Source organism: Streptococcus sp. V913 (genome assembly GCF_054353455.1).
Genome location: NZ_JBTHHX010000005.1, coordinates 36,862 through 61,981 on the forward strand (window position 1 = coordinate 36,862; position 25,120 = coordinate 61,981).

General features: G+C 42.3%; 23 protein-coding genes and 3 pseudogenes. 16 read left to right on the plus strand and 10 right to left on the minus strand.

What is annotated here, in order from left to right:
• Positions 1–187: 187 nt before the first annotated feature.
• From purE to purB, 4 genes are all read left to right on the plus strand, one after another.
• Complete coding sequence (gene purE, locus ACXYSL_RS08370; protein ID WP_458624465.1) at positions 188–679, plus strand: 5-(carboxyamino)imidazole ribonucleotide mutase; 492 nt, start codon at positions 188–190, stop codon at positions 677–679.
• Positions 666–1,739: a 5-(carboxyamino)imidazole ribonucleotide synthase gene (gene purK, locus ACXYSL_RS08375; RefSeq protein ID WP_458624466.1), complete on the plus strand. Its 1,074-nt coding sequence runs from the start codon at positions 666–668 to the stop codon at positions 1,737–1,739. Before purE ends, purK begins: the two co-directional genes overlap by 14 nt.
• A 27-nt stretch (positions 1,740–1,766) precedes the next feature.
• Positions 1,767–3,476, plus strand: a complete 1,710-nt coding sequence (locus ACXYSL_RS08380; RefSeq protein ID WP_125418745.1) for an AIPR family protein — start codon at positions 1,767–1,769, stop codon at positions 3,474–3,476.
• A 275-nt stretch (positions 3,477–3,751) separates the two neighbouring features.
• On the plus strand, positions 3,752–5,047 hold the full coding sequence (gene purB, locus ACXYSL_RS08385; RefSeq protein ID WP_458624467.1) for an adenylosuccinate lyase: 1,296 nt from the start codon (positions 3,752–3,754) through the stop codon (positions 5,045–5,047).
• A 174-nt stretch (positions 5,048–5,221) separates the two neighbouring features.
• Here the strand turns inward: purB and ACXYSL_RS08390 are convergent, their stop codons facing one another.
• Together ACXYSL_RS08390 and ACXYSL_RS08395 are read right to left on the minus strand one after the other, a co-directional pair.
• Positions 5,222–5,788 carry an NAD(P)H-dependent oxidoreductase gene (locus ACXYSL_RS08390; protein WP_045616641.1) on the minus strand — a complete coding sequence of 189 codons (567 nt, stop codon included), beginning with the start codon at positions 5,786–5,788 and terminating at the stop codon, positions 5,222–5,224.
• The gene (locus tag ACXYSL_RS08395; RefSeq protein ID WP_045616643.1) at positions 5,785–6,381 is read right to left on the minus strand and encodes a TetR/AcrR family transcriptional regulator; all 597 of its coding nucleotides are present in this window, start codon (positions 6,379–6,381) and stop codon (positions 5,785–5,787) included. Before ACXYSL_RS08395 ends, ACXYSL_RS08390 begins: the two co-directional genes overlap by 4 nt.
• A 259-nt stretch (positions 6,382–6,640) precedes the next feature.
• On the opposite strand from ACXYSL_RS08395, the pseudogene ACXYSL_RS08400 reads away from it, so the two are divergent.
• Both ACXYSL_RS08400 and ACXYSL_RS08405 read left to right on the plus strand, forming a co-directional pair.
• Positions 6,641–6,844: pseudogene (locus ACXYSL_RS08400) on the plus strand (dihydroxyacetone kinase subunit DhaK); the annotation flags it as partial.
• Between the two features lie 88 nt (positions 6,845–6,932).
• Positions 6,933–7,124, plus strand: a pseudogene (locus ACXYSL_RS08405) (adenylosuccinate lyase); the annotation flags it as partial.
• A 57-nt stretch (positions 7,125–7,181) separates the two neighbouring features.
• On the opposite strand, the pseudogene ACXYSL_RS08410 reads toward ACXYSL_RS08405, so the two are convergent.
• Positions 7,182–8,504 (minus strand): annotated as a pseudogene (locus tag ACXYSL_RS08410) (G5 domain-containing protein); the annotation flags it as partial.
• Positions 8,505–8,693: 189 nt separating this feature from the next.
• Entirely contained in the window at positions 8,694–9,410 is a 717-nt protein-coding gene (locus ACXYSL_RS08415; RefSeq protein WP_001007188.1) for a GntR family transcriptional regulator, read from the minus strand.
• Positions 9,411–9,732: 322 nt separating this feature from the next.
• On the opposite strand from ACXYSL_RS08415, the gene ACXYSL_RS08420 reads away from it, so the two are divergent.
• The 9 genes from ACXYSL_RS08420 to ACXYSL_RS08460 all read left to right on the plus strand — a co-directional run bounded on the left by ACXYSL_RS08420 (position 9,733) and on the right by ACXYSL_RS08460 (position 19,332).
• Positions 9,733–11,520 carry a glycoside hydrolase family 35 protein gene (locus ACXYSL_RS08420; RefSeq protein ID WP_458624468.1) on the plus strand — a complete coding sequence of 596 codons (1,788 nt, stop codon included), beginning with the start codon at positions 9,733–9,735 and terminating at the stop codon, positions 11,518–11,520.
• Positions 11,517–11,993 (plus strand): PTS sugar transporter subunit IIB, encoded by a 477-nt coding sequence (locus tag ACXYSL_RS08425; protein WP_458624469.1) that lies wholly within the window; start codon positions 11,517–11,519, stop codon positions 11,991–11,993. Before ACXYSL_RS08420 ends, ACXYSL_RS08425 begins: the two co-directional genes overlap by 4 nt.
• Positions 11,994–12,019: 26 nt before the next feature.
• Complete coding sequence (locus ACXYSL_RS08430) at positions 12,020–12,925, plus strand: PTS mannose/fructose/sorbose/N-acetylgalactosamine transporter subunit IIC (RefSeq protein WP_295590399.1); 906 nt, start codon at positions 12,020–12,022, stop codon at positions 12,923–12,925.
• Positions 12,912–13,733, plus strand: a complete 822-nt coding sequence (locus ACXYSL_RS08435; RefSeq protein ID WP_000185284.1) for a PTS system mannose/fructose/sorbose family transporter subunit IID — start codon at positions 12,912–12,914, stop codon at positions 13,731–13,733. Before ACXYSL_RS08430 ends, ACXYSL_RS08435 begins: the two co-directional genes overlap by 14 nt.
• A 3-nt stretch (positions 13,734–13,736) precedes the next feature.
• A complete protein-coding gene (locus tag ACXYSL_RS08440) occupies positions 13,737–14,141 on the plus strand; it encodes a PTS sugar transporter subunit IIA (RefSeq protein ID WP_458624470.1) in 405 nt (134 codons plus the stop codon).
• A gap of 223 nt (positions 14,142–14,364) precedes the next feature.
• Entirely contained in the window at positions 14,365–15,531 is a 1,167-nt protein-coding gene (locus tag ACXYSL_RS08445; RefSeq protein ID WP_458624471.1) for an SIS domain-containing protein, read from the plus strand.
• 10 nt (positions 15,532–15,541) lie between these two features.
• Positions 15,542–16,537, plus strand: a complete 996-nt coding sequence (lacD, locus tag ACXYSL_RS08450; RefSeq protein ID WP_458624472.1) for a tagatose-bisphosphate aldolase — start codon at positions 15,542–15,544, stop codon at positions 16,535–16,537.
• A gap of 146 nt (positions 16,538–16,683) precedes the next feature.
• Positions 16,684–17,721, plus strand: a complete 1,038-nt coding sequence (locus ACXYSL_RS08455; RefSeq protein WP_458624473.1) for an aldose epimerase family protein — start codon at positions 16,684–16,686, stop codon at positions 17,719–17,721.
• 756 nt (positions 17,722–18,477) lie between these two features.
• On the plus strand, positions 18,478–19,332 hold the full coding sequence (locus ACXYSL_RS08460) for a VOC family protein (protein WP_458624474.1): 855 nt from the start codon (positions 18,478–18,480) through the stop codon (positions 19,330–19,332).
• A 112-nt stretch (positions 19,333–19,444) separates the two neighbouring features.
• On the opposite strand, the gene ACXYSL_RS08465 is transcribed toward ACXYSL_RS08460, so the two are convergent.
• Genes ACXYSL_RS08465 through ACXYSL_RS08475 form a run of 3 tightly spaced genes read right to left on the minus strand, consistent with a single transcriptional unit; the run spans position 19,445 to position 21,982 of the window.
• The gene (locus ACXYSL_RS08465; protein ID WP_061420201.1) at positions 19,445–20,677 is read right to left on the minus strand and encodes a sensor histidine kinase; all 1,233 of its coding nucleotides are present in this window, start codon (positions 20,675–20,677) and stop codon (positions 19,445–19,447) included.
• Positions 20,678–21,352, minus strand: coding sequence for a response regulator transcription factor (locus tag ACXYSL_RS08470; RefSeq protein WP_458624475.1), 675 nt, complete (start codon positions 21,350–21,352; stop codon positions 20,678–20,680). It lies immediately after the preceding gene.
• A 9-nt stretch (positions 21,353–21,361) separates the two neighbouring features.
• A complete protein-coding gene (locus tag ACXYSL_RS08475) occupies positions 21,362–21,982 on the minus strand; it encodes a GTP pyrophosphokinase (protein WP_458624476.1) in 621 nt (206 codons plus the stop codon).
• A gap of 155 nt (positions 21,983–22,137) precedes the next feature.
• On the opposite strand from ACXYSL_RS08475, the gene ACXYSL_RS08480 reads away from it, so the two are divergent.
• Complete coding sequence (locus ACXYSL_RS08480; RefSeq protein ID WP_000185161.1) at positions 22,138–22,395, plus strand: metal-sensitive transcriptional regulator; 258 nt, start codon at positions 22,138–22,140, stop codon at positions 22,393–22,395.
• Positions 22,396–22,708: 313 nt separating this feature from the next.
• Here the strand turns inward: ACXYSL_RS08480 and ACXYSL_RS08485 are convergent, their stop codons facing one another.
• From ACXYSL_RS08485 to ACXYSL_RS08495, 3 genes are read right to left on the minus strand one after another with little or no spacing between them, the layout of a single operon-like run.
• Entirely contained in the window at positions 22,709–23,005 is a 297-nt protein-coding gene (locus ACXYSL_RS08485) for a rhodanese-like domain-containing protein (RefSeq protein ID WP_458624477.1), read from the minus strand.
• Positions 22,995–24,650 carry an FAD-dependent oxidoreductase gene (locus tag ACXYSL_RS08490; protein WP_458624478.1) on the minus strand — a complete coding sequence of 552 codons (1,656 nt, stop codon included), beginning with the start codon at positions 24,648–24,650 and terminating at the stop codon, positions 22,995–22,997. The genes ACXYSL_RS08485 and ACXYSL_RS08490 overlap by 11 nt, the downstream gene beginning before the upstream one ends.
• A gap of 20 nt (positions 24,651–24,670) precedes the next feature.
• Entirely contained in the window at positions 24,671–24,979 is a 309-nt protein-coding gene (locus ACXYSL_RS08495; RefSeq protein ID WP_250315653.1) for a rhodanese-like domain-containing protein, read from the minus strand.
• Between the last annotated feature and the right edge of the window lie 141 nt (positions 24,980–25,120).

Genomic DNA, 25,120 nt, shown 5'->3' on the forward strand with positions numbered 1-25,120 from the left:
TATAAGAATAACGCGACGAAGTCGCCAAATACGATAATGGTCGCCGTGGTGAAAAGACCAGCACAGTGAATGTTCTGGTCGGGGGAAATTTTGAGACTTAGGCTCAAAATTTAGGAATGAAACCGAAGGTTTGCTTCCGTCCCCACCACCTAAGACCATTATCAAAAAAAGAAAAAAAGGAAAAATTATGACTAAACCAGTAATTTCCATCATCATGGGCTCAAAATCCGACTGGGCAACCATGCAAAAAACCGCCGAAGTCTTAGACCGCTTCGGTGTAGTCTACGAAAAGAAAGTTGTTTCTGCCCACCGCACACCAGACCTTATGTTCAGACATGCGGAGGAAGCACGGAGTCGCGGTATCAAGGTCATCATAGCTGGTGCTGGAGGCGCAGCCCATTTGCCAGGTATGGTAGCAGCCAAAACAACTCTTCCAGTCATTGGTGTGCCCGTCAAATCACGTGCCCTTAGTGGCGTGGACTCGCTCTACTCTATCGTACAGATGCCGGGCGGTGTGCCTGTTGCGACAATGGCTATCGGTGAGGCAGGTGCGACAAATGCGGGTCTCTTTGCCCTCCGTCTCCTTTCAGTAGAGGATCAGGCTATTGCGACAGCTTTGGCGGATTTTGCAGAAGAACAAGGAAAAATCGCAGAGGAGTCAACAAATGAGCTCATCTAAAACAATCGGAATTATCGGTGGCGGTCAGCTGGGTCAGATGATGGCCATTTCTGCTATCTACATGGGGCACAAGGTTATCGCGCTGGATCCTGCGGCTGATTGCCCGGCCTCTCGTGTGGCGGAAATTATCGTGGCGCCTTATAACGATGTGGATGCCCTCCGTCAGTTGGCTGAGCGTTGCGATGTCCTGACCTATGAGTTTGAAAATGTCGATTCTGACGGTTTGGATGCTGTTATCAAGGAGGGACAACTCCCTCAAGGGACAGACCTGCTCCGCATTTCTCAAAATCGCATCTTTGAAAAGGATTTTCTCTCAAACAAGGCCCAAGTCACTGTTGCACCTTACAAAGTCGTGACTTCTAGCCAAGACTTGGCGGATATCGACCTGTCCAAAAACTATGTCCTCAAAACGGCGACTGGTGGCTACGATGGCCATGGTCAGAAGGTTATTCGCTCGGAAGCAGATTTGGAAGAAGCCTATGCACTGGCTGATTCAGCAGACTGTGTCTTGGAAGAATTTGTCAATTTTGACCTTGAGATTTCCGTCATCGTATCAGGAAATGGCAAGGACGTGACGGTTTTCCCAGTTCAGGAAAATATCCACCGCAACAATATCCTGTCTAAGACCATTGTACCAGCCCGCATTTCAGAAAGCCTAGCCGAAAAAGCCAAAGCCATGGCTGTACGTATTGCAGAACAGCTAAATCTGTCTGGAACTCTTTGCGTGGAAATGTTTGCGACAGCTGACGACATTATCGTCAACGAAATTGCCCCACGACCACATAACTCTGGGCACTACTCTATCGAAGCTTGCGACTTCTCCCAGTTTGATACACATATCCTAGGTGTTCTGGGAGCACCATTGCCAGCTATTAAACTGCATGCCCCAGCTGTTATGCTTAATGTCCTCGGACAGCATGTCGAGGCCGCTGAAAAATATGTCGCAGAAAATCCAAGCGCCCACCTCCACATGTATGGTAAAATAGAAGCGAAGTACAACCGTAAAATGGGACATGTGACTTTGTTTAGTAGTGTGCCAGATAGTGTGGTTGAGTTTTAGAAAATGATTTATTGGAGATAAGAAACAATGGCAACAAATATTCAGATAAACCGTATAAAAAGTAAATTGAAAAAAATGTTCAAGAATAGTATATATATGGGGAATGTTAAGGTTCTTCCAGAAACAGATGATTATGAAAAAATGTGGTATAGCAGAGCATATGCTGCATATTCAACATTTTTAATTGGTTCAGAAAACATTGAGGATGCAGTTGTATCAGTTACTGATGGTTTTAAAGATAATGGTATAGATGCTATTTTTAATGATAAGAATAAAAAAATTCTGTATTTTATACAAACAAAATTTAGTAATGAAGCGAGTGGTTCTATTTCGGAAGGTGATACTTTAAAATTTATTAAAGGTGTAAAAAGGATATTGAATCTTGATTTTTCAAATTTTAATGATTTGATATGTGCGAAGGCAACAGAGATAGAAGAAGCTCTTTCCGATTTTGATTACCGTCTAGAAATTGTAGTTTCGATCTCTTCAAATCAGAAACTTTCGAATAATAGTCAAGAGGTGATTGATGATTTTCTAAAAGATACAAATTCTGATGGTAGCGATGAATTAGTAACATTCAGATTGATACAGCTTAATGATGTGTACTCCCATATGGCTAATCAGGGAGTAGCCCCAAATATTGATTTAGAGAACGTAACATTACATAACTGGGGGTCACCCACACTGTCTAATGATAACTATAAGGTATATTACGGCTGGATGTCTGCTGTTGATATTGTAAATTGGCGAGAGCAGTATGGAGATAAAATCTTTGAAAATAATATTAGAAATTTCAAGCAGAATACAGATGTTAATAAAGGTATACTCCAAGTATTGAGAGAGGAACCTCAGAATTTTTACCTTTATAATAATGGTATTAAAATTATTGCAGAGAGAGGGGAAAAATTATTGAAGGGTGCATCAACAAATGATTATACTACATTAAAATTAGTTGGAGCAAGTATAATAAATGGTGCCCAAACAACAGGAGCATTATACGAAGCATATAAAGCGGAAGATATTGATTTAACTAATGTTATAGTGCAAGTACAAATTATTATTTTAGGAGATGATGTTGATAACTTAGGACAAACAATTACTAAACTGTCTAATACTCAAAATAGGATAGAGAATAAAGATTTTGCAGCACAAGATAACGAACAAAAAAGATTGATGAAAGATCTAGCTATAGATGGTAAAAAATATGTTTACAGACAAGGAGTAGAGCTCCCGGATCCTTCGGAAGGATGTGATTTAGATAGTGCTACGGTAGCTTTAGGATGTTATTTAGATGATCTTGCTATTTCAACGCAACTAAAACGAGCATATGGTAGTATCTTTGACAATATTAATAAACCACCATATAAGCATATTTTTAATTCTGGTACATCTGCTTATAAATTGTGGAATTGTGTAGAGGTATATAGAAAATTACAACAGGTAGAATTTGCATATCAACAAGATCCACAAAATCAGTCAAGTAAATTAATTTCAATTCATGGTAATAGATTTATACTTCATCTTATTTTTCAAGAGTTAAAGAAAAATAAAAATCTAAACTTTGAAGATACCTATATTAAAATGAATGAGTTACCAGATTTAGAAAAAGAGTATAATCAATTAATTAAGAAATTAATAATTGCAAAAGAAAAATTATACCCAGATGCATATCCAGCAAATCTATTTAAAAATACAAAGAGAACAAAGGAATTAGCAGAGTGTATTGACTTGCTTTAAGGGAAATAAGAAAAGTTATTAGTATCCAAGCAATTGTTCTTATATATCCAGTTATAGACAGAAAAAAGAAAGAAACAAATTCCCTTGTTTCATTTTAACCGAATACGGGCTTACGCACATCCTAATTGTAAACAAAGAAAGGAAATGGGCATCTAGTTTGCAGAACTGAACCCGGGCGGAAAGCTCGGAATTTAGATAAACCTCCTAGGACGTAAGCGTCCGTCGTTGGTTTCCTAAAATTCAGTCACTTTCTAGTCGCCCTTGGTATCTTAAACATGATCAACCGTTACTCTCGCCCTGAGATGGCGACCATTTGGAGTGAAGAAAATAAATACCGTGCTTGGCTTGAGGTGGAAATCTTGGCTGACGAGGCATGGGCTGAGTTGGGGGAAATCCCTAAGGAAGATGTGGCTTTGATTCGCGAGAAGGCGGACTTTGACATCGACCGTATTTTGGAGATTGAGCAGGAGACGCGCCACGACGTGGTGGCTTTCACGCGTGCAGTTTCTGAAACGCTTGGCGAAGAGCGCAAGTGGGTTCACTATGGTTTGACGTCTACCGACGTGGTGGATACGGCTTACGGTTACCTCTACAAGCAGGCCAACGACATCATCCGTCGTGACCTTGAAAACTTCACCAACATCATCGCTGATAAAGCGAAAGAACACAAGTTCACTATCATGATGGGGCGTACCCACGGTGTGCATGCTGAACCTACAACTTTTGGTCTCAAATTAGCGACTTGGTACAGCGAAATGAAGCGCAATATCGAGCGTTTCGAGCATGCGGCTGCTGGTGTGGAAGCTGGTAAAATTTCTGGTGCGGTTGGGAACTTTGCCAACATTCCACCTTTTGTTGAAAAATACGTCTGCGACAAGCTTGGTATCCGTGCTCAAGAAATCTCTACACAGGTCCTTCCTCGCGACCTTCACGCTGAGTACTTTGCAGTTCTTGCTAGCATCGCTACTTCCATCGAGCGTATGGCGACTGAAATCCGTGGTCTGCAAAAGTCTGAGCAACGTGAAGTGGAAGAGTTCTTTGCCAAAGGGCAAAAAGGGTCTTCAGCAATGCCTCACAAACGCAACCCTATCGGTTCTGAAAACATGACAGGTCTTGCGCGTGTTATCCGTGGCCACATGATTACAGCTTATGAGAATGTCGCTCTCTGGCACGAACGTGACATCTCTCACTCATCAGCTGAGCGTATCATCACACCAGATACGACCATTTTGATTGACTACATGCTCAACCGTTTTGGAAATATCGTCAAGAACTTGACCGTCTTCCCAGAAAACATGATTCGCAACATGAACTCTACATTTGGTTTGATTTTCAGCCAACGTGCGATGTTGACCTTGATTGAAAAAGGCATGACCCGTGAGCAAGCCTATGATCTAGTGCAACCAAAAACAGCCCACTCATGGGATAACCAAATAGACTTCAAACCGCTTCTCGAAGCGGATCCAGAAGTCACTTCTCGTTTGACTCAGGAAGAGATTGATGAAATCTTCAACCCTCTTTACTACACCAAGTGCGTAGATGAAATTTTCAAGCGCGTGGGGTTGGATTAAATATAAAAAAAGAGCCTGGGCAAAAAGTCCAGGCTTTTGAAAATAAATTAGAAAAAATAGATGACGCAGTGGTTGATTGGCATCTTCCTTCGCTTTTTAAGCTCCAAGCGGGGGTGGGAAGACGAACTTTTTTTAACTTGTTTGGAGTTCTTGCCCGCTCCCGTTTTCTTTATCTTAAATTTGACTGGCCAGTTGTCCGACTTTCTTGAGCATTTCTTGGCGTTCTTGGTCTGTTTTGCGTTCTACACTGTTGAGGACGGTCAGTTTGACTGGAGTAATTCCACACGGTTTCAGGACTTGATTTTTCAGTACCTTGCCGTAGTCTTGGACAAAAGGCAAGGCAAAAGCAGGTGTGTTGTGGCTGGTGATAATCCAGCCGGACTTGCCTTGCAAGTGGCCTTGGAGACCAACTTTTTTATAAGAGTAAGCAAAGTCAGCAGCAAAGACGCGGTCGATAAAGCCTTTGAGAATGGCCGGCATACCACTCCACCAGATAGGGAAAATGAAAATCAGCTGGTCTGCCCAAGTAATCAAATCCCTGTATTTTGCCATTTCAGGGTCTTTGTGCAGGTCACGGCGTCTATGTTCTTGGTCAAAGCGCAAAATCGGATTAAAATTTTCAGCATACAAGTCCAAAGTTTTCACCTCGTGCTTTTTAGAAAGATTGCTTTGAACTTCTTTGAGAATAGCAGCATTGAAGCCAGTTGGGCTGGGGTGGGTGTAAATAATCAAGGTTTTCATGATTGTTCTCCTTTGATATAAATGTCAAGCATATGCTCAATCGTGCTTTGGATGGCTTGAGGATCAAGGTCTTGTCCGATAGGACTGTTGGCCAGAACGGCTAGGCCTGTGATAAAGCTCCAAAAGTGAAAAAGGCTTTCTGCTTCGCTATTGCTAAAATTTTCCTCCTTGCGAAGCTTTAAAACGAGCTCCTTAAATTTATCAAATCCAGGCAAGTCAGACTCCAAGAGAATAGTGTCCTGCGTCACCTTCATATATTTAAAAGGAAATTTGATAAAGAGAGCTTCAAAAAAATGAGGGTAGGTCTTGGCAAAAATAATGAAATTAAGTCCAAGCTGGGTCAGCTGATCGCGCGCAGAACCAGTCGCATCAATATTTTCATTGATTTCCTGATTGAGAAAGAGCGAAAGCTGAGTCAAAACGACTTTGAGATAGCTTTCCTTGCTCTCAAAATGGCGGTAAGGGCTGCCGTGAGTCACACCGCAGATCTTGGCAACAGTCCTGAGTGAAAGCTGTTCAATTCCATGTTTTCCGATTTCGTCAATCCCTGTTTGGATCAGCTGTTCTTTCAGTTGGGCAGTATTGCGTTTCATGTATCTCCTCCAAAAGTATACACTGTCTACTTATCTATCTTTAGTATACACTGTCTACTTTTTCTTGTCAACTAATTTGATGCTTCCTTCTAGTCTAAGATGCGGCAGAATTTGCTTTTAGTAAGATAAGATGTTAAAACAACGTCAAAATGATAGCGCTTTCTTTTTAGGGCGAATAACTCAATTTGAAAGAAGCGCGGAGAAAAGGAGGACACCTATGAAGAAAATTATCAACGATCCAACAGCAGTTGTGAACTAGATGCTGGATGGCTTGGCCTATATTCACAGCGATTTGGTTTATCGGGTCGAGGGCTTTGATATCATCGCTCGCAAGAGTGAGAAGACGGGCAAGGTTGGCCTGATTTCTGGTGGTGGAAGCGGCCATGAGCCTTCCCACGCTGGCTTTGTCGGCGAGGGCATGCTGTCGGCTGCTATCTGCGGAGCGGTCTTTACTTCACCAACATCATCGCTGACAAGGCTAAAGAACACAAGTTCACAATCATGATGGGGCGTACCCACGGTGTGCATGCTGAGCCGACAACTTTTGGTCTCAAGCTTGCGACTTGGTTCAACCAAAAACAGCCCACTCATGGGATAACCAAGTAGACTTCAAGCCACTTCTGGAAGCAGATCCAGAAGTAACATCACGCCTCACTCAAGAAGAAATCGATGAAATCTTCAACCCTGCATACTACACCAGACGAGTAGATGACATCTTTGACCGTCTCGGACTGGGGGACTAATCATAAATCAAAAAAGCGAGATTCAATCTCGCTTTTTTCTATTCTTGTCGAAGAGGTTTAATCTTCTTTTCTCTTAGTTAGTCCGTAGGCTGCTAGAGTCGCCATGAATCCTGCTGCGATCAAGCCTGCAGAGTCTTGACTTCCTGTTGCAGGGAGTTGTTTTTCATCTGCTTTGGCAGTAGTTGGTGCAGTTTGCTCAGCTTTCTCAACGGCAGTGCCGACTTCAATGACTTGTGTCACTGCTTCTTGCGTTACAAGGCTATCGACAAGAGTCTTCACTTCTTTGCCGTCAGCAGTAGTGCTGACAGAGTAGTAATGACTGCGACGACCGTTAACACCTTTGGTAAGGACTTGAGTCTTCCCTTTGAGCAAGAGTGGATTTTCACGTGTTACGGTAGTGAATGGAATCTCTTCTTCTTGGATATCTAGTCTTGGTTTTGCCTCTGTGGCTGGAGCAAGACCGTGTTCATCCCCTTTGTGAGTAATAGGGGCACCGATTTCAACCACTTGTGTCACAGGTTCTTTGGTTACTTGGTTATCTAGAACAGTTTCTGTTTGTTTCCCATTTTCAGTAAGGACAGAGATGTAATGAGTGCGTTCGCCCTCTACACCTGGTGTGATGATCTTTTCCTGACCGGCTGGGAGATTCGGATTTTCCTTCTTGATGACCTCAAATGGAATCTTTTCTGCTCTTGTGATGAGTTCCGGTTTAGTTTCAACATTGGCAGCTAGTTCGTTTTCATCAAGGCTTCCTGAGTGAGTTTCCGCTGGTTTGAGGCCTAGGCGGGCTGCTTTGAGTTTGGCTACGAGAGCGTCTAACTCGGCTTGTTTGCTACGGTTGAGGTTGTAGTTGAGAGCCTCTTTAGCTGCATTTAAGGTATCGAGACTTTCTTTGCTGTATCCTTCCAAGTTAGTAGGGATTTGAGCAAGTTCCTCACGGAGAGCATTGTAGTCAGCACGGAAGTAGTCTTTGTTGTGGTCTGCGAAGGCAGTCATGAGTTCAAAGATTTCTTCTTCCTTGTACTCAGCACTTGGTTTGTCTGCCCAGATAGCAAGCATGCTACCAATAGTAGGTAGGTCAACTTCAGGATATTTAGTTGAAGCTAGCTGGTTAAATAGAGTTTTTTCGGTATTTTCAATAGCTTTCTTAAGGAAGCTACCACCATCTTCTGGTTTTTGACCGAGAATGTAGTACCAATCTCCGTTGGTATTAAGAAGTTTGTAGCCTTTGCTTGCTAGATACTGAGGAGATGCAAGGTTGTAGCCCCACCATCCTTTAGACCAGTAAGAGATGATGACATCCTTGTCAAACTCAACATCATCCTTGTCCTCGTAGTAGAAACCATCGTTGAATGCCATTGGCTTGAGACCGTGAGATTTGATGAATAGAGGAAATCATAAGATTTAGAAGAAAATTATTTCTAGAAATGAGAAAGAGAAAACCAATATTTAACTTGTTTTTAGTAAAAACGCTACTAATTAAATAAGAGTCCTCCATAGCGTTTTCACAACTTCTTTCTCGTGCTATAATGAATATAGAAAAAGCCTGAGCTAGGCTCAAGCTTTTTCTTAATGACCTCGATTACATGAGAGGAATTTAATTTTGTAGTAGTCTGCTCGCTTATAAGTTTCACTATAGGCAAGGACTTGGCCAGTAGCCTCAAGTTTAGTAGTCTTCGTTTGGAAGACTGTTGGAAATTGCGTATCGATTCCAAGTACAGAAGCAACATGCTCTGGTGTTGGAAATGCGATTTCATTGATTTCCTCAAAATGCTCATCAGTCATGTGAATGCGGTAATCCAGCTTGAAACGTTTATAGATAGAACTATAATAGTCAAGATTTGGATAGTTAGCATTGATATATTGTTCAGGAATATAAGATGTGTGGTAGATGTAAGTTACGCCATTTGTTTGACGGGTACGTTCAATTTTATAATAGAACTGATCTCCACGTAGTCCAAGCTTCTCTAGGTATTCAAGCTTGTTTCCACGCTCGATAGAAAGAACAGTAACTTTATCATCTTTTGTTTCAAAGATTTCGACATCTGAAAATTCAACGAGTTTGTGCTTACGTGCACGTGAAACGAAAGTCCCTTTACCTTGTTGGCGGACAATATAGCCGTCTTTTGCAAGGTCATTCAAAGCACGCACAACAGTGATTGAACTAACATCGTACATCGCGATCAATTCTGCTTCTGTATAAAATTTATCCCCACTTGCAAATTGACCAGAGATGATTTTGTTTTTTAATTCATCTTTAATATATTGGTATTTTGGAATAGCCATAATTTTCACCTCGATTCTCTTTCTCCAGTTCTGATTTTACCATAAATACAGACAAAATAGTAGTATTTAGGTAAAAAAAATTAAAATAATAGACTAAAAATGTTATGTTACATGTAAAAAATTCCATTTTATAACCTTGTGAATTATCATACATTAAAATATCGCTTTCATGCTATTTTTAGATAATTTTGGTAAATAGTAAGTAAAAAAATAGAAAAATTTTAAAGAATTTTCTAAAACCTATTGACAAATGCAAAATATTTGATTATATTTAATATTATAATAAATGAAAGCGCAAACTTAATTCGTCAGAGGTGGTAACATGACAAGATTTAAAATTGAGGACGATTTCTATTTAGATGGGAAACCGTTCAAGATTTTGTCTGGCGCCATTCATTATTTTAGGATTCCAGCAGAGGATTGGTATCATTCTCTCTATAACTTAAAGGCGCTTGGCTTTAATACGGTCGAGACCTATGTGGCTTGGAATTTACATGAACCCGTTGAAGGGGAATTTGATTTTGAAGGTGCCAGAAATTTGGAGAGATTTCTTCAAATAGCACAAGATTTGGGTCTCTATGCCATTGTACGCCCGTCTCCATTTATCTGTGCGGAATGGGAATTTGGTGGCTTGCCGGCTTGGCTCTTGACCAAGGACATGCGAATCCGCTCGTCCGACCCGGCCTACATCGAGGCAGTTGCTCGCTATTATGACCAATTATTGCCAAGGCTTGTGCCTCGCTTGTTGGATAATGGCGGAAACATTCTCATGATGCAAGTCGAAAATGAATATGGTTCTTATGGAGAAGATAAGTCTTATCTACGAGCAATTCGGAAATTGATGGAAGAGCGAGGGATTGATTGCCCACTCTTTACTTCAGATGGCCCATGGAGGGCTACTCTGAAAGCCGGGACCTTGATCGAAGATGATCTCTTTGTGACAGGGAACTTCGGTTCTAAGGCTCCTTACAACTTTTCACAAATGCAAGAATTCTTTGATGAGCATGGCAAGAAATGGCCTCTCATGTGTATGGAATTCTGGGATGGTTGGTTCAACCGTTGGAAAGAACCCATCATCACACGCGATCCAAAAGAGTTGGCGGAAGCTGTTCGAGAGGTATTGGAGCAAGGCTCTATCAACCTTTACATGTTCCATGGTGGGACAAACTTTGGTTTCATGAATGGTTGCTCAGCTCGAGGAACTCTGGATTTACCACAAGTCACATCATACGACTATGATGCCCTTCTCGATGAAGAAGGAAATCCAACTGCTAAATATCTAGCAGTCAAGAAGATGATGGCAACACACTTCCCAGAGTATCCACAGTTGGAACCACTCTATAAGGAAAGCATGGAGATAGAGGCAGTTCCATTGGCCGAAAAAGTTTCCCTGTTTGAAACCCTGGATAGTCTCTCTAGTCCAACTGAAAGCCTCTATCCAAAGGCGATGGAAGAACTTGGTCAAAGCTATGGCTACCTTCTCTACCGCACTGAGGCAAGTTGGGATGCAGAAGAGGAACGCCTCCGTATCATCGATGGACGTGACCGAGCTCAACTCTTTGTAGATGGTCAATGGATTGCTACTCAATACCAGACAGAGATTGGTGAAGACATCTACTGTCAGGGAAACCGAGAAGGCTGTTCAGAGATTGATATCCTGATCGAAAATATGGGGCGTGTTAACTATGGACACAAGTTCTTAGCAGATACGCAACATAAAGGAATTCGTACAGGTGTCTGCAAAGATCTACATTTCTTACTGAATTGGAAACAATATCCACTTCCACTGGATAATCCTGAGAAAATTGATTTTTCAAAAGGATGGACAGAAGGACAACCAGCCTTTTACGCTTTCGACTTTACTGTTGAAGAGCCGAAGGATACCTACTTAGATTTATCTGAGTTTGGTAAGGGAGTTGCCTTTGTCAATGGGCGTCACCTAGGGCGTTTCTGGAATGTCGGCCCGACCCTCTCACTTTATATCCCTCATAGTTATCTCAAGGAAGCTGCTAACCGCATCATCATCTTTGAAACTGAAGGCGAATATAAAGAAGAGATTCACTTAACTCGTAAACCTACACTAAAACACATAAAGGGGGAAAACTTATGACAATTGTAGGATGCCGTATCGATGGACGTTTGATCCACGGTCAAGTAGCCAATCTTTGGGCTGGAAAACTAAATGTTTCACGCATTATGGTTGTAGACGACGAAGTTGTTAACAACGATATTGAAAAGAGTGGTTTGAAACTTGCGACACCACCAGGTGTGAAACTCAGTATCTTGCCAGTTGAGAAAGCAGCAGCAAATATCCTTGCTGGTAAATACGATAGCCAAAGTCTCTTTATCGTTGCACGTAAACCAGACCGTTTCCTTGGTTTGGTCGAAGCAGGTGTTCCACTTGAAACACTTAACGTCGGCAATATGTCTCAAACACCAGAAACTCGCTCTATCACACGTTCTATCAATGTGGTAGATAAGGATGTGGAAGATTTCCACAAACTAGCAGAAAAAGGTGTGAAACTCACTGCTCAAATGGTTCCAAATGATCCAGTTTCAGACTTTTTGAGCTTATTAAAATAGGAAAAAATTTTTAGGAGGTCATTGTTATGATACAATGGTGGCAAATTTTACTTCTCACTTTGTACTCAGCTTATCAAATCTGTGATGAGTTGACGATCGTTTCTTCTGCAGGTTCCCCTGTATTCGCTGGTTTCATTACTGGTTTAGTCATGGGAGATTTGACAACTGGTTTGTTTATCGGTGGTAGCTTGCAGTTGTTCGTACTTGGGGTAGGTACCTTCGGTGGTGCTTCACGTATCGACGCAACTTCTGGTGCGGTTCTTGCGACTGCTTTCTCAGTTTCTCAAGGAATCGAAACAGACCTTGCGATCACTACAATCGCTGTACCAGTAGCAGCACTTTTGACTTACTTCGACGTACTTGGTCGTATGACTACTACATTCTTCGCTCACCGTATTGATGCTGCGATCGAACGCTTTGACTACAAAGGAATCGAACGCAACTACCTTCTTGGTGCGCTTCCATGGGCTCTATCTCGTGCCCTTCCAGTATTCTTCGCCCTTGCTTTTGGTGGAGAATTCGTACAAGGTGTTGTAAACCTTGTTAAAGAATACCAATGGGTTGCAGACGGTTTGACGCTTGCAGGTCGTATGCTTCCAGGTCTTGGATTTGCAATCTTGCTTCGTTACCTTCCAGTTAAACGTAACCTTCACTACCTTGCAATGGGATTTGGTTTGACAGCTATGTTGACTGTTCTTTACTCATATGTAACAGGTCTTGGTGGAGTTGTTGCAGGTATCCTTGGTACTCTTCCTGCTGATGTTGCTGAAAAGATTGGCTTTGCTAATAACTTCAAAGGTTTGTCTATGATCGGTGTTTCTATCGTAGGTATCTTCCTTGCAGTTGTTCACTTTAAGAACAGCCAAAAAGTAGCTGTAGCAGCACCTTCTACACCATCAGAAAGTGGGGAAATCGAAGATGACGAATTCTAATTACAAACTTACAAAAGAAGATTTTAATCAAATCAACAAACGTAGCTTGTTTACTTTCCAATTAGGTTGGAACTACGAACGTATGCAAGCTTCTGGTTACCTTTACATGATCTTGCCTCAATTGCGTAAAATGTATGGGGATGGAACTCCTGAATTGAAAGAAATGATGAAAGTTCATACTCAATTCTTCAATACTTCTCCATTCTTCCACACAATTATCGCTGGTTTTGACCTTGCCATGGAAGAAAAAGATGGTGTAGGTTCGAAAGATGCCGTTAACGGTATCAAGACAGGTTTGATGGGACCATTCGCTCCTCTTGGAGACACAATCTTTGGTTCACTTGTACCTGCCATCATGGGATCTATCGCAGCAACTATGGCTATCGCCGGCCAACCATGGGGTATCTTCCTTTGGATCGCAGTTGCAGTTGCTTATGACATCTTCCGTTGGAAACAATTGGAATTTGCCTACAAAGAAGGGGTTAACCTTATCAACAACATGCAAAGTACCTTGACAGCTTTGATTGATGCTGCATCTGTACTTGGTGTCTTCATGATGGGTGCTCTTGTAGCAACAATGATCAACTTTGACATTTCTTACAAATTGCCAATCGGTGAAAAGATGATTGACTTCCAAGACATCTTGAACTCAATCTTCCCACGCTTGCTTCCAGCAATCTTTACTGCCTTTATCTTCTGGTTGCTTGGTAAGAAAGGTATGAACTCTACTAAAGCGATCGGTATCATTATCGTTCTTGCAGTAGGTCTTTCATTCATCGGTAAATTCTTGCTTGGAATGGGCGCATAATTTATGGTGAAATCGTTAATTTTGGTGAGTCATGGTCGTTTCTGTGAAGAACTGAAAGGTAGCACGGAAATGATTATGGGTCCACAAGACAACATTCATGCAGTGGCTCTTCTTCCAGAAGATGGCCCAGAAGAATTTACTGCAAAATTTGAAGCTGCTATCGAAGGATTGGATGATTTCCTAGTCTTTGCGGACCTTCTCGGTGGAACACCATGTAACGTGGTGAGCCGTTTGATCATGGAAGGTCGCGACATTGAACTCTACGCAGGGATGAATCTTCCAATGGTGATTGAATTTATCAATGCTAGCCTTACAGGTGCAGATGCGGACTACAAGAGCTGTGCTGCAGAAAGCATTGTGAAAGTCAATGATTTGTTAGCAGGCTTCGATGATGACGAAGATGAATAATACTCTTCGAAAATCAAATTCAAACTACGTCAGCGTCGCCTTGCCGTACTCAAGTACAGCCTGCGGCTAGCTTCCTAGTTTGCTCTTTGATTTTCATCGAGTATAAGATGTGACAACGGCTAAACCGTTAGAACAGCTTGTATAGAATATACATGGGAATGGGAGTCACTCCCATTCCCATATTTTCAATAGGAATGAAACAATAATAGATTAGAGGAACTCTATGCTAAATTACACAAAAGAAGAATTACTTGAACTGGGTGCAGAAATCACAACTCGTGAGATCTACCAACAGCCTGATGTATGGAAAGAAGCTTTTGAAGCCTATCAAGCGAAACGTGAAGAAATTGCAGCCTTTCTGCAAGGTATCGCTGATAGACATGACTATATCAAGGTCATCTTGACGGGTGCTGGTACTTCTGCTTATGTGGGAGATACCTTGGTGCCATACTTTAAGGAAGTCTATGACGAGCGCAAATGGAATTTCAATTCTATTGCGACAACAGATATTGTAGCCAACCCAGAAACTTATTTGAAAAAAGATGTGGCGACGGTCCTTGTTTCCTTTGCTCGTAGTGGGAATTCACCTGAAAGTGTGGCGACTGTTGATTTGGCTAAAGCCTTGGTTGACGACCTCTATCAAGTGACCATTACATGTGCTGCAGATGGTAAATTGGCGCTTCAAGCTCATGGCGATGAGCGCAATCTTTTGCTCTTGCAACCAGCTGCCTCTAATGATGCTGGATTTGCCATGACTTCTAGCTTTACGTCTATGATGTTGACAGCTCTCTTGGTCTTTGATCCTACAGAATTTGCTGTGAAAGCTGAACGTTTTGAAGTTGTGACTAGCCTTGCGCGTAAGGTTCTAGAAAATGCAGCAGATGTCAAAGAGCTGGTTGACCTTGACTTTAACCGTGTTATCTACCTGGGCGCTGGTCCTTTCTTTGGTCTTGCTCATGAAGCTCAGCTCAAGATTTTGGAATTAACAGCTGGTCAAGTGGCGACCATGTATGAAAGCCCAGTTGGCTTCCGTCACGGTCCAAAATCTCTTATCAATGAAGATACAGTTGTTTTGATCTTTGGCACAACGTCAGAATACACTCGCAAGTACGACTTGGACTTGGTTCATGAAGTTGCTGGTGATCACATTGCTCGTCGTGTCGTTCTTTTGAGTGATCAAGCCTCTGGTCTTGAAAATGTCAAAGAAGTGGCCCTTGGTTGTGGAGGTGTCTTGAATGATATTTACCGTGTCTTCCCTTACATCGTTTATGCCCAACTCTTTGCCCTGTTGACTTCGCTCAAAGTGGAAAACAAACCAGATACACCGTCTCCTACAGGTACAGTAAACCGTGTGGTACAAGGTGTTATCATTCATGACTATCAAAAATAAGGAAGTGTCTATGAGTAAATTACAATTAAGTCCCAATAAAGTAGCTTGCTTGAAAAAACTCTCTGACGAGAACGGCATTATCTCAGCTCTTGCCTTTGACCAACGTGGTGCTTTGAAACGCCTCATGGCTCAATACCAAACAGAAGAGCCAACAGTGGCTCAAATGGAAGAACTCAAAGTCTTGGTTGCAGATGAATTGACAAAATATGCATCATCTATGCTTCTCGACCCTGAATATGGTCTTCCAGCTACAAAAGCGCTTGATCCAAATGCTGGTCTTCTCCTTGCTTATGAGAAAACTGGCTACGACACAACAAGCACTAAACGCTTACCAGACTGCTTGGATGTTTGGTCTGCAAAACGCATTAAAGAACAAGGTGCAGACGCTGTGAAGTTCTTGCTTTACTATGACGTAGACAGCGCTGACGAACTCAACCAAGAAAAACAAGCCTACATCGAACGTATCGGTTCTGAGTGTGTGGCAGAAGACATTCCTTTCTTCCTTGAAATCTTGGCTTACGATGAAAAAATCGCTGATGCAGGTTCTGCAGAATACGCAAAAGTGAAACCACACAAGGTTATCGGTGCCATGAAGGTCTTCTCAGACCCACGCTTTAACATCGATGTTTTGAAAGTAGAAGTTCCAGTTAATGTCAAATACGTTGAAGGTTTTGGCGATGGTGAAATCGTCCATAGCCGCGAAGAAGCAGCAACCTTCTTTAAAGCACAAGATGAAGCAACGAACTTGCCATACATCTACTTGAGTGCAGGGGTTTCAGCTAAACTTTTCCAAGAAACCCTTGTCTTTGCCCACGAATCGGGTGCAAACTTCAACGGAGTTCTTTGCGGCCGTGCAACCTGGGCTGGTTCAGTTGAAGCCTACATCAAAGATGGTGAAGCAGCAGCTCGTGAATGGTTGCGTACAACTGGATTTGAGAACATTGACGAACTCAACAAGGTTCTTCAAACAACAGCGACTTCATGGACTGAACGTGTGGAAGCATAAAACAAGAATAGAAGAATCTCTTTTTGTTAAGAAGATATTCAAGGTTTTCTGACAAAGGATTCTGAAAATAGAAACTACAACCATAGATGGTGCATACACTCTCTATGGTTTGTTTACTTAATAGAAATAGAAAAAAGGAGATGAAAATGAAAGCATACACAGAGCGTGTATTTGGAAATCATGAGGGCAAGGATGTCTTGGCCTATCGCTTTGAGACTGATGGTGGTTACCAGCTTGAAGTTATGACTTATGGTGCGACCATCTTGCGCTATGTCACACCTGACAAGGCTGGAAATTTTGCCAATGTGATCTTGGGCTTTGATGATTTTGCTAGCTACGTAGGCAATAGTCCCAAGCATGGAGCAAGTGTAGGACCTGTAGCGGGCCGTATTGCAGGTGCAACATTTGAGCTCAATGGCCAGACCTATAATCTTGAAGTCAACAATGCTAGCAACTGTAACCACAGTGGTTCAACAGGTTGGGATTCGAGCTTGTTTGAATTGGTCGAGGTGAGCGACCATGGCTTGACTCTCTACACAGAACGTACAGACGGGACAGGAGGATTTCCTGGTCATCTCAAGATCTGGATTAGCTACTACTTGGAAGAAACTGGTGCCTACGAAGTCAGCTACAAGGTAACGACAGATCAGGATACGCTGGTCAATCCAACTAATCACAGCTACTTCAACTTGTCTGGTGATTTCACGCAGACAGTTGACCGCCATGTCTTCCAGCTAAATACGGAGGGCATTTACCCAATCGCTCCCGACGGTGTTCCGGCCAAGACTCCAGATGCTGATCGTGATGTGGTGAAACACATCTACAATGGTGCTTTGCTCAAGGATATCTTTGCAGAGGACGATGAGCAAATCCAGCTAGTATCTGGTTTGGATCATCCATTTGCCCTCCCTGCAGGTCATGACAATGCTGGTTTCCTTTATGACCAAAACTCAGGTCGCTTCCTACTTTTCAAGACAGAGGCCCCTTGCTTTGTGGTCTACACAGCAAACTTTGTGGATGAGACTGTCGTCATAGGAGGTCAGCCAATGGTACAGCACAATGGCATTGCCCTTGAAGCTCAGGCCTTACCAGATGCCATTCACAGTGACCTCAAAGACCAAGTCATTCTCAAAGCAGGGCAAACTTTTACAAGTAAGACGCGTTATGAGCTTGTTGTGAAATAAAAAGAATTAGATTTTTCTATCTGATGTGTTAGAAAAATAAATGCTTCTTCGGTAGATAGACATTATATTACAATTACATATACATTTAGTTAGTAATTATATTAACAATTAGAACAATCTTCCTTAATTTATTGTTTTGTGCTATAATATTTATACCTGAATAAAGTAATTAGTAATGTAGGTTCGAATCCTACCCCCATCATTCGCTCTAATTACTAATGGCATTGTTATGATTACTTCTATTTTATACCAAAAAGTTATTGAATATCTCTTTTGGGAAAATCAATCAATTAGAAATAAGGTGATATACTTGACATTATTTTCAGGTCTTCTACTAATTTCATCTAGTCAAATCGGTGGGGTCGCCAACTAGGAAAGCGAAGAGGCGCTAGATAAATATAATGTAGAAACAAAGGCCGTAAATAAAACGGCCTTTTATTGCTAGTTGTTAAATGTATGTTGTTTTATAATAGTTTTTAGTATTGAAAATGTAAATTTTCGTAATCTATTAAAAATCATTTGGAGTAGAAAATTTCTAAATGATGATATAAAAATACTCTAAAGTTAAGGGGGAGATCCTTTTTGAGGGTATCTTCTTCCGTCTTTTTCTTCGTAATCAAAAATATAAAATTTTTTGAAATCTTAGATTTATAAGGAGCTGGTTTCCAGCTCTTTTGAGTTGTCTTCGTTGACATTTTATTTCAACAGTGTATAATTGATGTAATATATGAAGTTACAGCAAAAAGGAGACACCCTATGACTTATGCTTACAAAAGCCACATTTACCTAGCAGAGGCGGTTTTAAATGTCAAGGATGTGACGAGTCAAACGGCTTTTTATCACCAGATTATTGGCTTGGAGATTTTATCGCAAACGGAGACAGAAGCGATTTTGGGACTTGGTAAAAAAGCCTTGGTTCACTTGATTCAGGCCGAAAAGGATGGTGAAGTAAGGGAGCATTATGGGCTCTACCATCTGGCGATTTTGTTGCCGACACGAAAAGCCTTAGCAGATGTCTTGAAACACCTAAGTGACTTACGGATTCCTCTGGTCGGGGGTGCAGATCATGGATACAGCGAGGCCATTTATCTAGAGGATTTAGAAGGAAATGGCATTGAACTCTACCGTGATAAGCCAGTGTCTTCATGGGATATTCGAGAAGACGGCCGCATTATCGGTGTGACCGAAGCCCTTGCGGCACAGGATATCTATGAGTTAGGGGAAAAGGTGGATCCCTTTGTCCTAGCTGAAGGGACGGGAATGGGGCATATCCATCTATCGGTTAAGGATAGCCACGCGGCGAGCCAGTTTTATCAAAAGGTGTTAGGGCTAGAGGATAAGTTTAGTATTCCAAGTGCTAGTTGGATAGCGGCTGGTCAGTACCATCACCACCTGGCTGTCAATGAATGGGCTGGAAAAGGTCTAGCTCCGCGCAAATCAGGCTTGCCTGGCTTGGCCTACTACGTCCTTGAGGTCGAAAGCAAGGAAGAACTCTTGGACATAGTTAAGCAAGCACAAGAGGTAGAAGCAACAATCAAGTGGATAAATTTGAGTGAGTTGGATCTTGTAGACCCAGACGGCATTGTGACCCGCATTCGCTTGGAACGATGAGATGTGAAAACCACATCGTAGACATAGAAAAAGGCGGACAAGCTCGTATTCTGTTTTTAGAATGCGGACTTGTTCGCTTTTTATGAAATGATAAAGAGTAAAAGAGCTATAGCTATAACCAGACTGTAAAGGTAATCACCTGTTTTTTGTAGGTGACAAATATTTTACCTCTAAATAGGCTGACGAGATGCTGAGCCATAGAGAGACCAATTCCGTGTCCAGATATGGTTTGGTTGTTGTGAGAGGTCTCCGCACGATAAAAGCGATCAAAGAAACGCTTAATATTAGCTGCTTGTCCATCTTTATAATCATTAGAAATAGTGATGCAAGTTCGTTTGCGTAGTAGGTAATTTTTGCGTTGGAGTGTCAAGCGAATTGTTCCAGCGGGATCGCAGTATTTTCGGGCATTGTCAAGAAGGATGCTAAGAAGCTCATAAAATTCTTCTTGGGCTACTTTTTCTACAACGTCTGCTTCAATAGAACTTTCAAATTTTTTATCTTCTTTGGTAAAGAGAGGAGCAAAATCTGAGGCAACCTTTTCAGCGATGACGGAGATATTTTGAGGAGCTAGTTTGATATCCTCTTGCTCCTCGAGCCGAGCAAGTCGGATGAGTCTTCCAATCAGGTGGTTGAGTCGTTCCGTCTGTTCTTTAGTGCTGATACTCCACTCAGTCTCTCCCTCTATTAACTCCTGTAGCTCGGTATTGGCCGAAATGATGGCTAGAGGCGTTTTGAGTTCGTGTCCTGCATTGGTGATAAACATCCGTTGTTTTTCATAGTTTTTGATAAAAGGACGAATAACAATCCCTGAAATTAAGGTGAAGAGCAGTATGAGGAGGAGTAAGCTAGCCAAGGCCAGCCAGATAGAGACCTGAAGTAAGGTATCTCGTTCTCGGATATAGTTAGTCGTCTCAAAGAAGACCAGTAGTTTCCCAGTCGTAGATTGGCTCACTTGGTAGGTAAAATAGCGTCCCTTATGAGTAATAGAACCATAAGTTTCTTGCTTTTTGAGGATGTTTGGGAGAAAACTTTTGACTTCAGCCTCAGTTAAGGACTGGACATTTGTAAGGGAGATGGCGTAGTCATTTTCCTTTTCTCTGACGGAGAAGTATTGAAAATTATAGACAATCCCTTCTTGGATATTTTTCTCAGTCAGACTTTCTTTGATTTCGTCTGTAATAGGAAGTTCGCCCTCATTCTTGGTTAAGATAGAGAGGACGGTGTGGATGTTACCCTCCGTCTGAGTGTAGACGATACTATTCATCAAGACTAGAAAGAAGGTTAGAATCAGAGCAATGGTAAGAGTAGCCGTTGCGATAAATTTGATGCGTAGTTTTCGAAACATCTAGTCACCTCCTGTCAATTGGAAGGGGCCTTCTGCAGCCCCAAGTATTTGTAAGCTAGACTGTACACTTTGGAGTTTTTGGCGTAGGTAGGAGATATAGAGAAAGACGAGCTCGTGATCCTGTTCTTCCAGCTCGTCTGGCCAGACCTGCTCTAGTAGTTGTTGACAACTGAGGGGTTGGTTAGCGTGCTGGATGAGGAGAGTCAAGAGTTGGGTCTCCTTTTTCCCCAAACGAATGCTGTTTGTAGCAGCCAATTCTTGTTCATCAATATCCAAGCGGGTATTTCCTAATTCGACTGTATCCGGAGTATAGTCTTCCAGGCGGCGTGCAGTAGAACGGAGTCTAGCCAAGAGCTCCTTGAGCGAGAAAGGTTTAGTCAAGTAGTCGTCAGCACCTGCATCGAGTCCGGTTACACGGTCATCTACTTCGGCCATGGCTGTCAGCATGATAACGTGGGTCGTATTGCCTGCCTGGCGAATTTCTTTGAGGGCTTCGATTCCAGTTTTAATTGGCATCATGATGTCAAAAATCATGAGGTGATAGTGGTTAGATTTAGCCTTTTCGACAGCGTCTTGTCCGTTAAAAACAGAATCAACGCTGTAGCCTTCGCGTTCTAAAGCAACAGTGATAACACGGTTTAGTTGGGTTTCATCTTCGGCAAGTAGGATTTTCATAGGTTCTCCTTAGTCTTGATCAGAGCGCTGAATCAAATCACGGATGGTCTGCATGGTCAAGTCACAAGAAGCAAGCTCATCGGCACAACGTTTGAGCTCGCGCGTGATTCGCTCAGGATTTTGGATGTTTTTCTTGTATTTCATCTGGTGTTCGAGGCTAGCCCAGGAGTCCATGGCAATTGTGCGCAGTTGAATCTCGATAAAATAGGTACCCTGGTCATTTCCCAGACAGTCTGGGTAGGGAGTGGTCACCTCTAGAATCAGATGATAGGAACGGTAGCCGTTGGGTTTGACCTGACGGATATAGTCTTTCTCTTTGAAAATATGGATGCTTGGCATCTGGCGAATATACTCTACGATGCGGTAGATATCATCTGTAAAGCCTGTGATAATTCGAACGCCAATAGCATCTCGTATTTCTTTAAGAGCAGATTGACTTGTCTGAGGAAGGCCCTTGCGTTGGCATTTTTCACGCATGCTTTTTTCTGTTTTGATGCGCGCATGCAAATGCTCATATAGTTTGAGGTTGGTTTCTTTTTTGTAATTGGCTGCGGCCTCCTCTATGTCTTGAATAAAGGTTTGCAAGATAGTGGGTAAATAGGCCTCACAGCTACCATAGATAGAATTCATAAGTACGTCCATTCTGAACAGTTTTTTACTATTATATCATGAAAACACAGATATACAGATATGAGATAAGTTCCTACAAAGACGGATGGGATGCGAATTTTGACAAAGCCCCTTATTCGAGATATAATGAAGAAAAATCGAGCAAGGAAAAAGAAATGACAAACTCAAAGTATATAACACGCTTGAAACGTTCAGAGGGTCAGTTGCGTGGGATTCAAAAGATGATTGAAGAAGATCGTGACTGCGCTGATATTGTGACGCAGTTGACAGCAGTGAAGTCGAGTGTTGAGCGCGTGATTGAGATGATGATTACGGAAAATCTCACCGCCTGCATCAACCAACCACTAGATGATCCCGAGGCTCAAAAAGAACGCCTAGAAAAGGCCATCCGATACTTGATTAAACGGAAATGAACTAATTTTTTGAGACGATAGTTGCAAAGGCATATCTAACTATTAATAGAATAGTTTAATTTGAATCAAAAGAAGCTGGGTAAAAAGTCTTTAAAATTAAAAAACGCATACTATCAGGTGTTGAAAAGCCTTGATAGTATGCGTTTTATTGTGGGGAGATTTATACTCTTCGAAAATCAAATTCAAACCACGTCAGCTTCACCTTGCCGTACTCAAGTACAGCCTGCGGCTAGCTTCCTAGTTTGCACTTTGATTTTCATTGAGTATTACTTCATTTTCTCCAGAAATTGAGTTGCTTCCCAGTTTCATTTGCTTATTCTACTTGACCGGGCCAAGCATTCATACCACCTTCTATATTGGTAACGGTGAGGCCTTGGGCGCTGAGAAATTGACAGGCAGAGGCAGAACGCACTCCCCCTTGACAGATGACATGGTATTCATGGTCAGGTTTGAGTTCTTTGTAGCCTTGCTCCAAGGTACTTAAAGGAATATTCTTTGCACCTAGTGCATGACCTGCTTGGAATTCATGTACTTCACGGACATCGATAAGATCTAGATTTTCATTTTGATATTTTTCATAAAAGTCAGCCATGCTGATACTAGTTACCATATTCTACTCCTTCTGGGTTAGCCATTTTGTATAGTGAATAAGCGCCGTCAAGGTTTTGGGCGGTAAATCCTGCTTGCTTGAGGATACGCTCTGCGATATAGCTGCGCAAACCACTGTGGCAGCTAACGATATAGGCTTGGTTCTTGTCCAGTTCATCCAAGCGTTCCCGTAGTTCGTTTAGGGGGATGTGAATGGTATCGACTTTGAGTCGACCACTCTGGAATTCGCCACTTGTCCGTACATCAAGGAATTTCTTTCCTTTAGCTAGTTCGTCTTCGAGCTGGTACCATTGAACACTGTCGCTGAGACCTTCGATAAGGTTCAAGGCTGCGTAGCCCAGCATATTGACGGGATCCTTGGCAGAGCCAAATGGCGGCGCATAGGTGAACTCCAATTCTGGTAGGTCAAAGACGGTGAGATTTCCCTTGATAGCAGTTGCTAGGATGTCAATTCGCTTGTCAATACCTTTCTTCCCAACTCCTTGGGCACCATAGATTTTTCCAGTGGTTGGTTCAAAGAGAAGCTTCAAGGTCATATCAGTAGCGCCTGGATAATAACCGGCGTGGTCTTTTCCGCTGACATGAAGGGCCTTGTAAGGAAGTTGATTCATGCCAAGGATACGTTCGCTGAGACCAGTCGAAGCAGCTGTCATATCAAAAGCACGAACGATGGCAGTACCGATACTGCCCTTGTTTGTACGCCCGAGTCCTGCGATGACGTCCGCTACTTGGCGCCCTTGTCGATTAGCAGGAGAAGCGAGAGAGATGAGAGCGTCTTGGCCCGTAATCTCTTGCTTGACGACGATGGCATCTCCAACTGCAAAAATATCTTTTTGACTGGTTTCGTAATGTTCATCGACCAGGATCCCACCACGAAGCCCCAGCTCAATCCCCGCAGCTTTAGCCAGTCCGTTTTCAGGTTCAACACCGACAGAAAGGATGGTGAGGCCAGAAGTGATCTTTTGACCGTTTTCGAGAACGATGACTTTTCCTTGGTCTTCAAATCGAGTCGCAGACTGAGAAGTGATAACGCGAACACCGTTTTTAATCAATTCTGCTTGGACAAATGCTGCCATTTCTTGATCTAATGGTGGCAAGACATGGGGTGCTTTCTCAACGATAGTAACTTGCAATCCACGTTTCGCCAGATTTTCAGCCATTTCAAGACCGATAAAGCCTGCACCGATAACGACAGCTTCTTTTGGATGATGGTCCAAGGCTGCCATAATTTCATCGAGATCGGGAACATTGCGGAGCGTGTAGGCGTTCTTAGCTTCTGCCAAGCCTTCAATGGTAGGAACAAATGGTTTAGCTCCTGGGGAGAGGATCAACTTGTCATAGCTTTCTGTGAATTCCTGTCCATCATGGCGTACGGTCACAGTGTGTTCTGCTGGCGAAATGCTGATGACCTCATGAAATGGCCGCACATCGAGATTAAAGCGTGCCTTGAGACTTTCAGGAGTTTGGACCAATAAACTATCACGGTTTGCAATTTCTCCTGAAACATAGTAAGGCAGCCCGCAGTTTGCAAAGGAAACAAAGGGACCTTTCTCAAAAATAGTGATTTCAGCGTCTTCCATGAGACGTCTGAGACGGGTTGCTGCTGACATTCCGCCTGCAACTCCTCCGACAATGATAATTTTCATTGACTTTCTCCTTTATAAATCTAGATGACCTTGCCTGTCCAAGCACTCATACCGCCTCGGACATTGATGACATCGTAGCCTTTTTTCTTTAGCTTCTTCGCAGCTAGTTTGCTTCGCACACCAGAATGACAAATGACATAAAGTGTTTCTTTTGTTGCAGGTGTGTAAGAACCGATTTCTGTTAAAGGAACATTCTTGGCGTTTTTGATATGACCTCTACGGAATTCCGTAGGCGTCCGAACATCCAGTAGTTGAATCGGTTCCTTGAGTTTAACTTCTAACTCGCTGGTAGAAATACTGTCAATTTTTGTAAATAATAAGTGAAACATAGGCACCTCCAAATATACCCTTATGGGGTATATTAAACCATGAAGTCAAGCTTTTGTCAAGCAAGTTGTTTTGACTTGGGTATATTCGATGTTTTTAGGATTTAATCGCTTAAATTATGATATAATAAAAAAAACATCAAA

Excerpts from the sequence above, each read along its gene's own strand:
- ACXYSL_RS08495 (WP_250315653.1), bottom strand. The coding sequence starts at position 24,979 with ATGTTTCACTTATTATTTACAAAAATTGACAGTATTTCTACCAGCGAG.
- ACXYSL_RS08430 (WP_295590399.1), top strand. The coding sequence starts at position 12,020 with ATGATACAATGGTGGCAAATTTTACTTCTCACTTTGTACTCAGCTTAT.
- ACXYSL_RS08485 (WP_458624477.1), bottom strand. The coding sequence starts at position 23,005 with ATGGTAACTAGTATCAGCATGGCTGACTTTTATGAAAAATATCAAAAT.
- purK (WP_458624466.1), top strand. The coding sequence starts at position 666 with ATGAGCTCATCTAAAACAATCGGAATTATCGGTGGCGGTCAGCTGGGT.
- ACXYSL_RS08440 (WP_458624470.1), top strand. The coding sequence starts at position 13,737 with ATGGTGAAATCGTTAATTTTGGTGAGTCATGGTCGTTTCTGTGAAGAA.
- ACXYSL_RS08460 (WP_458624474.1), top strand. The coding sequence starts at position 18,478 with ATGACTTATGCTTACAAAAGCCACATTTACCTAGCAGAGGCGGTTTTA.
- ACXYSL_RS08445 (WP_458624471.1), top strand. The coding sequence starts at position 14,365 with ATGCTAAATTACACAAAAGAAGAATTACTTGAACTGGGTGCAGAAATC.
- ACXYSL_RS08390 (WP_045616641.1), bottom strand. The coding sequence starts at position 5,788 with ATGAAAACCTTGATTATTTACACCCACCCCAGCCCAACTGGCTTCAAT.
- ACXYSL_RS08435 (WP_000185284.1), top strand. The coding sequence starts at position 12,912 with ATGACGAATTCTAATTACAAACTTACAAAAGAAGATTTTAATCAAATC.
- ACXYSL_RS08455 (WP_458624473.1), top strand. The coding sequence starts at position 16,684 with ATGAAAGCATACACAGAGCGTGTATTTGGAAATCATGAGGGCAAGGAT.
- ACXYSL_RS08395 (WP_045616643.1), bottom strand. The coding sequence starts at position 6,381 with ATGAAACGCAATACTGCCCAACTGAAAGAACAGCTGATCCAAACAGGG.
- lacD (WP_458624472.1), top strand. The coding sequence starts at position 15,542 with ATGAGTAAATTACAATTAAGTCCCAATAAAGTAGCTTGCTTGAAAAAA.
- ACXYSL_RS08420 (WP_458624468.1), top strand. The coding sequence starts at position 9,733 with ATGACAAGATTTAAAATTGAGGACGATTTCTATTTAGATGGGAAACCG.
- ACXYSL_RS08470 (WP_458624475.1), bottom strand. The coding sequence starts at position 21,352 with ATGAAAATCCTACTTGCCGAAGATGAAACCCAACTAAACCGTGTTATC.
- ACXYSL_RS08380 (WP_125418745.1), top strand. The coding sequence starts at position 1,767 with ATGGCAACAAATATTCAGATAAACCGTATAAAAAGTAAATTGAAAAAA.
- purE (WP_458624465.1), top strand. The coding sequence starts at position 188 with ATGACTAAACCAGTAATTTCCATCATCATGGGCTCAAAATCCGACTGG.
- purB (WP_458624467.1), top strand. The coding sequence starts at position 3,752 with ATGATCAACCGTTACTCTCGCCCTGAGATGGCGACCATTTGGAGTGAA.
- ACXYSL_RS08490 (WP_458624478.1), bottom strand. The coding sequence starts at position 24,650 with ATGAAAATTATCATTGTCGGAGGAGTTGCAGGCGGAATGTCAGCAGCA.
- ACXYSL_RS08475 (WP_458624476.1), bottom strand. The coding sequence starts at position 21,982 with ATGAATTCTATCTATGGTAGCTGTGAGGCCTATTTACCCACTATCTTG.
- ACXYSL_RS08465 (WP_061420201.1), bottom strand. The coding sequence starts at position 20,677 with ATGTTTCGAAAACTACGCATCAAATTTATCGCAACGGCTACTCTTACC.
- ACXYSL_RS08415 (WP_001007188.1), bottom strand. The coding sequence starts at position 9,410 with ATGGCTATTCCAAAATACCAATATATTAAAGATGAATTAAAAAACAAA.
- ACXYSL_RS08480 (WP_000185161.1), top strand. The coding sequence starts at position 22,138 with ATGACAAACTCAAAGTATATAACACGCTTGAAACGTTCAGAGGGTCAG.
- ACXYSL_RS08425 (WP_458624469.1), top strand. The coding sequence starts at position 11,517 with ATGACAATTGTAGGATGCCGTATCGATGGACGTTTGATCCACGGTCAA.